General features: G+C 61.5%; 9 protein-coding genes. 4 read left to right on the top strand and 5 right to left on the bottom strand.

The window, feature by feature from the left end; all coding sequences use genetic code 11:
• A partial coding sequence (locus RMO18_RS15275) for a CoA-acylating methylmalonate-semialdehyde dehydrogenase (protein ID WP_309667041.1) occupies window positions 1-1,235 on the top strand: 1,235 nt, incomplete at its 5' end.
• A 47-nt stretch (window positions 1,236-1,282) separates the two neighbouring features.
• Here RMO18_RS15275 and RMO18_RS15270 read toward each other — a convergent pair.
• On the bottom strand, window positions 1,283-2,215 hold the full coding sequence (locus tag RMO18_RS15270; RefSeq protein WP_309667039.1) for an AraC family transcriptional regulator: 933 nt from the start codon (window positions 2,213-2,215) through the stop codon (window positions 1,283-1,285).
• A 147-nt stretch (window positions 2,216-2,362) separates the two neighbouring features.
• Here RMO18_RS15270 and RMO18_RS15265 point away from each other — a divergent pair, with 147 nt between their 5' ends.
• From RMO18_RS15265 to RMO18_RS15255, 3 genes are all read left to right on the top strand, one after another.
• Window positions 2,363-2,881 carry a DUF4142 domain-containing protein gene (locus RMO18_RS15265; protein WP_309667038.1) on the top strand — a complete coding sequence of 173 codons (519 nt, stop codon included), beginning with the start codon at window positions 2,363-2,365 and terminating at the stop codon, window positions 2,879-2,881.
• Window positions 2,878-3,240, top strand: a complete 363-nt coding sequence (locus RMO18_RS15260) for a cupredoxin family copper-binding protein (RefSeq protein ID WP_309667036.1) — start codon at window positions 2,878-2,880, stop codon at window positions 3,238-3,240. The genes RMO18_RS15265 and RMO18_RS15260 overlap by 4 nt, the downstream gene beginning before the upstream one ends.
• 254 nt (window positions 3,241-3,494) lie before the next feature.
• Window positions 3,495-3,704, top strand: coding sequence for a DUF2892 domain-containing protein (locus RMO18_RS15255; protein WP_309667035.1), 210 nt, complete (start codon window positions 3,495-3,497; stop codon window positions 3,702-3,704).
• Window positions 3,705-3,723: 19 nt separating this feature from the next.
• On the opposite strand, the gene uvrA is transcribed toward RMO18_RS15255, so the two are convergent.
• From uvrA to RMO18_RS15235, 4 genes are all read right to left on the bottom strand, one after another.
• Complete coding sequence (gene uvrA / locus RMO18_RS15250; protein WP_309667034.1) at window positions 3,724-6,582, bottom strand: excinuclease ABC subunit UvrA; 2,859 nt, start codon at window positions 6,580-6,582, stop codon at window positions 3,724-3,726.
• Window positions 6,583-6,670: 88 nt separating this feature from the next.
• Window positions 6,671-7,819: an MFS transporter gene (locus RMO18_RS15245; RefSeq protein ID WP_309667032.1), complete on the bottom strand. Its 1,149-nt coding sequence runs from the start codon at window positions 7,817-7,819 to the stop codon at window positions 6,671-6,673.
• Between the two features lie 110 nt (window positions 7,820-7,929).
• Window positions 7,930-8,490: a methyltransferase domain-containing protein gene (locus RMO18_RS15240; protein ID WP_309667030.1), complete on the bottom strand. Its 561-nt coding sequence runs from the start codon at window positions 8,488-8,490 to the stop codon at window positions 7,930-7,932.
• The coding region (locus RMO18_RS15235) for an FAD-dependent oxidoreductase (protein WP_309667028.1) at window positions 8,490-9,252 on the bottom strand (763 nt) is incomplete at its 5' end. The genes RMO18_RS15240 and RMO18_RS15235, both read right to left, overlap by 1 nt.

The raw sequence follows: 9,252 nt of genomic DNA, 5'->3' as shown, positions 1-9,252 counted from the left end.
CCGAACACGGCAAGACCGTCCCCGACGCCAAGGGCGACATTCAGCGCGGGCTGGAAGTGATCGAGTTCTGCATCGGCGCACCGCAAATGCTGAAAGGCGAATTCACCGACAGCGCCGGCCCCGGCATTGATATGTATTCGATGCGCCAGCCGATTGGCGTGGCGGCAGGCATCACGCCATTCAACTTTCCGGCCATGATCCCCTTGTGGAAAATGGGCCCGGCGCTGGCTTGCGGCAATGCGTTTATCCTCAAACCATCGGAGCGGGCGCCAACTGTGCCCTTGATGCTGGCCGCGCTGTTCAAGGAAGCGGGCCTGCCCGACGGCGTGCTGCAAGTGGTGAACGGCGACAAGGAGGCGGTTGACGCCATCCTCGACAACCCGCTGATCGCCGGGATCGGCTTTGTCGGATCGACCCCCATCGCCGAATACATCTACGGGCGCGGCTGTTCCAACGGCAAGCGGGTGCAATGCTTTGGTGGTGCCAAGAACCATATGATCATCATGCCGGACGCCGATCTGGATCAGGCGGCAGATGCTTTGGTGGGTGCAGGCTATGGTGCGGCCGGCGAACGCTGCATGGCGATTTCCGTGGCCGTTCCGGTGGGTGATGCCACGGCAGATGCGCTGATCGAACGGCTGATCCCGCGGATTGAGAAGTTGAAGGTCGGCCCGTATACCGCTGGGAATGATGTAGATTATGGTCCGGTGGTCACTGCGGCGGCCAAGGCCAACATCCTGCGGTTGGTCGAATCTGGGGTCGCTGCGGGGGCCAAACTGGTCGTCGACGGGCGCGGGTTCAAGCTGCAGGGCTATGAGGACGGCTTCTTCGTCGGTCCGCATCTGTTTGACCATGTGACCACCGACATGGAAATCTACCGCAAGGAGATTTTCGGGCCGGTGCTGTCCACCGTGCGTGCCAAGACCTATGAAGAGGCGCTTGGCTACGCGATGGACCACGAATACGGCAACGGCACCGCGATCTTCACCCGCGACGGCGATACGGCGCGCGATTTCGCGAATCGGATCAACGTCGGCATGATCGGGATCAACGTGCCGATCCCGGTGCCACTGGCCTATCACACCTTTGGCGGCTGGAAGAAATCCGCCTTTGGTGACCTGAACCAACACGGGCCGGACAGTTTCCGCTTCTACACGCGGACCAAGACGATCACTTCGCGTTGGCCATCGGGCATCAAGGAAGGCGCGAGCCTGAACTTCAAGCCGATGGAATAGCCCGACAAACTGGCAGGGTCGCGCAAGATTGCCGCGACCCTGCCAACTCAGGCCGCCTTGCGAAACGCCGCCGGGGTCATCCCGGCATCACGCTTGAACACCCGCGCAAACGCCGCCTCGGAGGCGTAACCGACACCTTCAGCCACCTCACCCACGCTTTGACGCGTATGGCGCAGTGTATGGCGCGCAATCTGCATCCGCCAACTTGCCAGATACGTCATGGGTGTCATCGCCATCAGATCGGAAAACCGGACGGCAAAGGCTGTGCGCGACATGCCCGCCGCCTGCGCCAGTTCCGCTACCGTCCAGGGTGCGGCTGGTTTTCGGTGCAGGGCTGCCAATGCGCGCTGCATCTGGTCGTCAGCATAACCACGCAGGCCGTCACGGGCATTCCCCTCACGTTCGACAAACGCCCGCAGCGCCTGGGCAAAGATGATCTCGGACATCTTCAGCGCGATCATGTCGCCGCCCATCTTGCCGCTGGCAGCCTCGGTGCCGATCATCGCCAGGGTCTGTTCCAGCCACCTGCCGGAGCCTTCGCCATAGCCTGACAGCAGGATATAGGGCGGCAGCCGGTCCAGCAGCGGATGCCGCGCCATCGGGTCAAAAGCGAAATGGCCGCAGATCAATTGCGCCTCGCTGGCAGCCGCGCCGCCGCCATAGACCAGCGCACCCTCGCCCGCGAACCCCGAAAGCTCGATCACACGGTCCAGCGGCAATGCGTCCAGTTCGGTCGCAGGATCGCAGTAAAGCCGGTGCCCAGCCCCCCGCGGAATGATCAGAAGATCGCCCTGCTGCAACGTCACGGCATGGTCCAGCCCATCCACCCGCGCGAGGCATGTCCCGACATGCGCATAGTGAAACCGTGCCACGTTCTGAAAGGGCGGCACCTGCACACCCCAGGGCGACGTGAAGGAGGTCCGGAAATACAGTGACCCTTTCAGATTCAGACGCATCAAGATGTCGCTGAGAATGTCCATGGTCGCTCTCCGATCACCTGCGGCTCTATCCCTGCAATCTTGAACGATCAAGCATAAAAACTGAACGTTCACGCATTACAAGTTCAGAATATTGGGCGCATATCGGTGTCAGAGCAGATGAGCTCGCTACAAACCGGAGCTAACACCATGAAAATTCAACTCTTCGCCCTGCTCGGCCTCGCACTTGCCTCCCCGGTGATGGCGCAAAGTCCGGCCGACCTGAACGACCTGCAGATCGCGCATGCCGCCTATACCGCCGACCTGATCGACATCCGCTATGCACATCTGGCCTTGGCGATTTCGAAAGATCCGACCGTGCGGGCCTTTGCTGAAACCATGATCAGCGACCACACTGCGGTGAACGTCAAAGCGCTGGCCCTGCTGACCAAGCTGAACCTCACGCCCGAAGACAACTTCGTCAGCCAGTCGCTGAATGAGGGTGCCGACAAGATCGTCGCCAATCTCGTGACCCTTTCAGGCGCGGAGTTTGATCGGGCCTATGCGGCCAACGAACTGGCCTACCACGAGGCTGTGAATGCCATCGTTGACAAGGATTTCATCCCCAACATCGAAAACGCCGATGTCAAAGCCTTGTTCGGTCAGGCTTCGGGCATTTTCCACGTCCACCAGGGCGACGCCACCGCGATGGTTGAGGCGGTCAAGTGACCAGCAACCCTAACCGGCGCAGTTTTGCGGCAACCCTGATCGGGGTTGCCACCCTTGCCTCCCTGCCGGCGCGGCGCATAGTGGCCGGGACGATCGCGACCGGTGTCGTGCATGAGGTGAAAATTCGCGACTTTGCCTTCGAGCCTGCAAGGCTTGAGGTCGCGGTTGGCGACGAGGTGCGCTGGACCAACATGGACCTCGCCCCCCATACCGCGACCGCCGAGGACGAAAGCTGGGATACCGGCGACATCGCGCAGGGTGAAAGCGCGAGTATCATTGCCAACCAATCAACGGCTGGCAAGTATGGCTGCCTCTACCATCCGCATATGAAGGCCGAGCTGTCGGTCCTGTCGATCTGAAACGCCCGACCTGCCGTCAGCCTTTGGCGATCTGAACAAGCATGGGCCGCCGCGTTCTGGTTCTACCATCACCTCGCGCTGGCCCTCGTACGCCATGGAAGGCCCAAGCCTGAACTTCACGCCGACGGACTGAGGACCGCCCATGATGTCGTTGATCTTGCAATGATTGATGCAGATCAACGACATCGTGTTCTGCATTCGCCATTCTTCCTCATGAACTTGGCGCTTTGCCAAGTGCTACGGGAGAGAGCATCATGTTCACTACGAATGAAGGCACGGTTGACCGCGTCCTGCGGGTTGCCGTGGGTCTGGCGTTGCTGGCTTGGTTCTATGTCGATCAGGGACAGGGCTTTTGGCATTATGCCAAGCTGATCGGTGTGCTGCCGCTGGTGACCGGGTTGATCGGCACCTGCCCGGTCTATTCGATGCTGGGTGTATCGACCTGCGCGATGAAAAAGGCCTGAAAGCTGCAGCAGCGGCGGATCACTCCGCCGCCATTTTCCGTGGCTTCAGCATGTCTTTAAGGTAGCGTCCAGTGTGGCTGGACGCGGCCTTGGCAATATCCTCGGGTGTGCCAACTGCCACGATCTCTCCCCCGCCATCGCCGCCTTCGGGGCCGATGTCGATCACCCAGTCGGCAGTTTTTACCACATCAAGGTTGTGTTCGATGACCACCACGGTGTTGCCTTGATCAACCAGAGAATGCAGCACTTCCAGCAGCTTGCGGACATCTTCAAAGTGCAGGCCGGTGGTCGGTTCGTCCAGGATATAAAGCGTGCGACCGGTGGCACGGCGGCTAAGCTCCTTTGACAGCTTGACCCGCTGCGCCTCGCCGCCTGACAGGGTGGTCGCTTGCTGGCCAACCTTGATGTAGCCAAGCCCCACCTCGCACAGCGCATCCATCTTTTCCCGGATTGCGGGAACGGCTTGAAAGAACTCTTTCGCTTCTTCACATGTCATATCAAGAACATCGGCTATGCTTTTGTTCTTGAACTTAACTTCCAGCGTTTCTCGATTGTAGCGATGGCCCTTGCAGGTCTCGCAGGTCACGTAAACATCGGGCAGGAAGTTCATCTCGATCTTCAACACCCCGTCGCCCTGGCACGCCTCGCAGCGCCCGCCCTTGACGTTAAAGCTGAACCGCCCCGGCTGATAACCGCGCGCTTTCGCCTCGGGCAGACCGGCGAACCAATCACGGATCGGGGTGAAGGCGCCGGTATAGGTGGCGGGGTTCGACCGTGGGGTGCGGCCGATGGCGCGCTGGTCGATGTCGATGACTTTATCAAGGAATTCAAAGCCCTTGATCGTCTCGCAGGGCGCGGGCGTCTCATGCGCGCCGTTAAGGCGGCTGGCGGCGGTCTTGAACAGGGTCTCGATGGTCAGCGTGGATTTGCCACCGCCCGAGACACCGGTGACGCAGACGAACATGCCCAACGGAAACTCGGCGGTGACGTTCTTCAGGTTGTTGCCGGTGGCGCCAACCACGGTCAGTTTCTTGCCGTTGCCCTTGCGCCGCACCTTCGGCACAGAAATTTCCCGCGCGCCAGACAGGTACTGCCCGGTCAGGCTGGCCGGATCGGCGGCCACTTCGGCGGGCGTGCCGTGGCTGACCACCATACCGCCATGCACCCCCGCGCCCGGCCCCATGTCGAAAACGTAATCCGCCTCGCGGATCGCATCCTCGTCATGCTCCACCACCAGCACCGTATTGCCCGCATCGCGCAGGTTCTTCAGCGTGGTGAGCAGGCGGTCATTGTCGCGCTGGTGCAGACCAATGGAGGGCTCGTCGAGCACGTAAAGCACGCCGGTCAGACCCGATCCGATCTGGCTGGCGAGACGAATACGCTGCGATTCGCCACCCGAAAGGGTGCCGGCATTGCGGCTCATCGTCAGGTAGTTCAGGCCGACATTCACAAGAAAACCAAGGCGTTCACGGATTTCCTTGAGAATGGCCTTGGCGATCTCGTTCTTCTGCTGGCCCAGCGTGCCCGGCACGGTGGCGATCCAGTCATAGGCCTCGGTGATCGACATCCGCACCACCTGGCCGACGTGAACCCCGGCGATCTTCACCGCCAATGCCTCGGGTTTCAGACGGAAGCCGTTGCACGACCCGCAGGCACGGTTGTTCTGGAAACGCTCCATCTCTTCGCGCGACCAGGCAGAATCGGTCTCGCGGTAACGGCGTTCCATGTTGGGGATGATGCCTTCAAAAACGCGCTTGACCTGATAGACCCGGCCGCCTTCGTCATAGCGAAACTCGATCTCCTCGCCGCCGGAACCGCGCAGGAACATCTCTTTCACATTCTCTGCCAGGTCGCGCCATTTAGCTTTTTTGTCAAAGGCATAGTGCTTGGCCAGCGCCTCGATGGTCTGGGTGAAATAGGGCGATTTCGATTTCGACCACGGCGCGATGGCCCCTTGCAGCAGGGTCAGGTTCTGGTCCGGCACCACCAGGCGATCATCGAAGAACAGCTCCACCCCAAGACCGTCGCAGACCGGGCAGGCCCCGAATGGCGCGTTGAAGGAAAACAGCCGCGGCTCGATCTCGGCGATGGTGAAGCCACTGACCGGGCAGGCGAATTTTTCCGAGTAAGTGGTGCGCTGCGGCTCGTCGCCGCCATCGGCCAGCTCGATCACGGCGATGCCATCGGCGAGGTTCAGCGCCGTGCGGAAACTGTCGGCAAGGCGGGTCTCGATGCCCTCCTTCACCACGATCCGGTCCACCACCACATCGATGTTGTGGCGGAACTTCTTGTCCAGGGTCGGCGGATCCTCAAGTTCGTGGAAGGTGCCGTTGACCTTCACCCGCTGGAAACCCTGCTTGCGCAGGTCGAGGAATTCCTTGCGGTACTCGCCCTTCCTGTCGCGGATGATCGGCGCCAGAAGATAGGCCCGCGTGCCCTCGGGCATCGCCATCACCGCATCCACCATGTCCTGCACCTGCATCGCGGTGATCGGCAGGCCGGTGGTCGGGCTGAACGGGGTGCCGACGCGGGCGAACAGCAGGCGAAGGTAATCGTAGATCTCGGTCACCGTGCCCACGGTGGAGCGCGGGTTCTTCGACGTGGTCTTTTGTTCGATGGAGATCGCGGGCGACAGGCCCGAGATGTGATCCACATCCGGTTTTCCCATCATATCAAGGAATTGCCGGGCATAGGCCGACAGCGATTCCACATAGCGGCGCTGGCCTTCGGCGTAGATCGTGTCAAACGCCAGCGAGGACTTACCCGACCCCGACAGCCCGGTGATCACCACCAGCTGATCGCGCGGAATGCTGACATCCACGCCCTTCAGGTTATGCTCGCGCGCGCCGCGCACTTCGATGAACTTCTGTTCGGCCATGATTAACCCCGGTTTACCGGCAAGACATAGGACGGATTGGGTGAGTCTCCAACCGTAAATTGTGAACGAAGTAAGAACAAGTGGCAGGTTAGCCGCGACGTCGCGCCTGAATATGATGCGCGGCGATGCCAAGCGCGCAAAGGGCGGTGGCGGCAATTGCAAGGCCGGGCGGACCGGCAGTGGCAAGCAGCAGGGCCAGTACCGGGGTGCCAGTCGTGGTCCCAAGATTGCCAAGCTGCGCCACCGCACCAGCGGCCCGGGCGCGATCATTGGACGTGGCGTTGAGTTCCGGGATCGCGGCGAAACTGGCGCCCTGCACGATACCAAGCGCCGCCGAAAGCCACAGCCCCGCTACCGCCATGCCCGCGCCATTGCCCCACATCACCCAAAGCAGCAGAAAGCCCGGAATCGCAACGGCATAGCCCCACATCACCAGACGCACCGCCGGAAGGTAGCGCAACAGCCGCACGCCCAGTGTCAATGACACCAGGATAGAGGCGAGTGGCATGCCAGCGGCAACCAAGGCGCGGTGGCTGGCAGGCGTTTCCGGCGGCAGCAGGGTCAGCATCGCAACATAGAGGAAGGTATAGCAGCAAAACCCCATCGCAGGTGCAGCCAACCGCGGTGAGGCATAGATTTCAACGTGTTGCGCCAGAATGTTGGTCAGCGGCGCGGGGGCGGCCTTCGGATCGGGCGGCAAGGTGGCACCAAGGACCAGCGCCAAGACGGCCATGAAACCGGCGTGCCCGAGGAACAGGCCAACAGGCGTGACCACCGGGCCAATCAGCGCGAGGACGGTGTAGGTGACGCCAAAGAAGCTTGACCAAAGCGTCATCGCAAGCGGGCGCTTCGCCTCGGGTGCGAGGGCCGCGATCATGGTGGGGCCGACGACCACGATGGCCAGATGCGACACCCCCTCGATCACGCGCGAGGCAATCATCACGGCGTAAGAGGGGTTCAGCGATTGCAGCACCGACATTGCAGCGCCGGCCGCCAGGGCAGCCACAATCGCGCGGCGCGGGCCGATCCGCGCCACCAGAAGGCCAGCCGTGGTGCCAAAAACCAGCCCGACCATGCCGACGATTGAAACAACCAGCCCAAGCGCCACATCGCCATGCCCGCCATAGGTGGTGCGCAGCGTATCATAAAGGATGGACATCTTGCCGAACTGCGCCGCTGCGCCCAGACCGGCGCACCAAAGCAGCAGAACGAGGATCATCGGGGGAAGGCTGCGCATGCGCCACGTTATCCAGCCGCAGTGGCGAGTGCCAGAGGCAGGGCCAATCAGCGGCGCAAGTTTCTGCAGAAAGCAAGTTTCTGCAGAAAGATTGCGCCGTGCTGGCAGGCTCAGGCGGGCTTTTGTCCGATGGCCCATGCCACCACAGGAAAATCGGGGTCGTTGGTCAAATCATCGGCCGTGGTGGCTTCGGGCGGCCAAGGCGTTTCAAGATTGCGCAGCGCCGCGGCACGATTGCCCCATTGCGCAGCCCGAATCGAGGCTGCGTCAAAGCCGGTCTCGATCAGCAAGTTGGTCAGGCCGCGCGCAGACCAGCGACTGCAATCGTTTGGTGCCGCGTGATAGGGCAGGAAGAACGGCACCGCGACCCAGAACCAGCCGCCCCTGCGCAGCATTTTCAGGACATTGCGGGTTGCGGCATAGGGTCGGTCGATGTGTTCCCAGACCTGATTGGCCAGAATGATGTCAAATTTCAGTGCCTTGCCTTGCGCATCGGCAAACGGCCCGGTGCAGGGATCGTGGTCCGGGTAGGTAAAGCTCTGATAGCTTTTGAAGCCGATCCCCTTGCCCCAGGCCCCCGAAATCTCGGCTGCATCAAGGGTCTTCGGGCGCAGATCGCGCAGCCAGTCGCGGCTGGTCTTCTGCATCACGATCCGGTTCAGCGACGCCATCAGATGTGAATGACGCGACCATAGGCGTCCAGCACCGCCTCATGCATCGCTTCGGACAGGGTCGGATGCGGGAAGACGGTGTTGATCAGGTCTTCCTCGGTCGTCTCCAGCCCCCGCGCGACGACGTAGCCTTGAATCAACTCGGTCACTTCCGCGCCGATCATGTGGGCCCCCAGCATCTCGCCGGTTTTGGCGTCGAAGATCGTCTTGATCATGCCCTCGGTCTCGCCAAGTGCGATCGCCTTGCCGTTGCCGATAAACGGGAACCGCCCAACTTTCAGCGTGTATCCGGCGGCCTTGGCCTTTTCTTCGGTCAGGCCGACAGAGGCGATCTGCGGGTGACAATAGGTGCAGCCCGCAATGGAATTCGGCTTGATCGGGTGCGGATGTTTGCCGGCGATCAGTTCGGCGACCATCACGCCCTCGTGGCTGGCCTTGTGGGCAAGCCAGGGCGCACCAGCGATATCGCCGATGGCATAAAGGCCCTCAACCCCGGTGCGGCAGTATTCGTCGGTGACCACATGGGTCCGGTCGATCTTGACGCCAAGCGCCTCCAGCCCCAGGTTTTCGACGTTGCCGACGATGCCGACGGCCGAAATGACGGTGTCGAACTCCATGATCTCGGTCTTGCCGTCCTTTTCGATGTGGGCGGTGACGCCCTGCCCCGGCTTGCGATCAAGCTTCTTGACCGTGGCCTTTTCGATGATCTTCATGCCTTGCTTGACGAAGCTCTTCTTCGCAAAGGCGCTGATTTCGGCGTCC

Source organism: Tabrizicola sp. (genome assembly GCF_031377265.1).
GTDB lineage: Bacteria > Pseudomonadota > Alphaproteobacteria > Rhodobacterales > Rhodobacteraceae > JAUYQR01.
This window is presented reverse-complemented; position numbering and strand designations above follow the sequence as displayed.

What these genes read in the sequence shown, in the direction of transcription:
- RMO18_RS15270 (WP_309667039.1), bottom strand. Translation starts at nt 2,215, where the DNA reads ATGGACATTCTCAGCGACATCTTGATGCGTCTGAATCTGAAAGGGTCA.
- RMO18_RS15265 (WP_309667038.1), top strand. Translation starts at nt 2,363, where the DNA reads ATGAAAATTCAACTCTTCGCCCTGCTCGGCCTCGCACTTGCCTCCCCG.
- RMO18_RS15255 (WP_309667035.1), top strand. Translation starts at nt 3,495, where the DNA reads ATGTTCACTACGAATGAAGGCACGGTTGACCGCGTCCTGCGGGTTGCC.
- uvrA (WP_309667034.1), bottom strand. Translation starts at nt 6,582, where the DNA reads ATGGCCGAACAGAAGTTCATCGAAGTGCGCGGCGCGCGCGAGCATAAC.
- RMO18_RS15245 (WP_309667032.1), bottom strand. Translation starts at nt 7,819, where the DNA reads ATGCGCAGCCTTCCCCCGATGATCCTCGTTCTGCTGCTTTGGTGCGCC.
- RMO18_RS15240 (WP_309667030.1), bottom strand. Translation starts at nt 8,490, where the DNA reads ATGGCGTCGCTGAACCGGATCGTGATGCAGAAGACCAGCCGCGACTGG.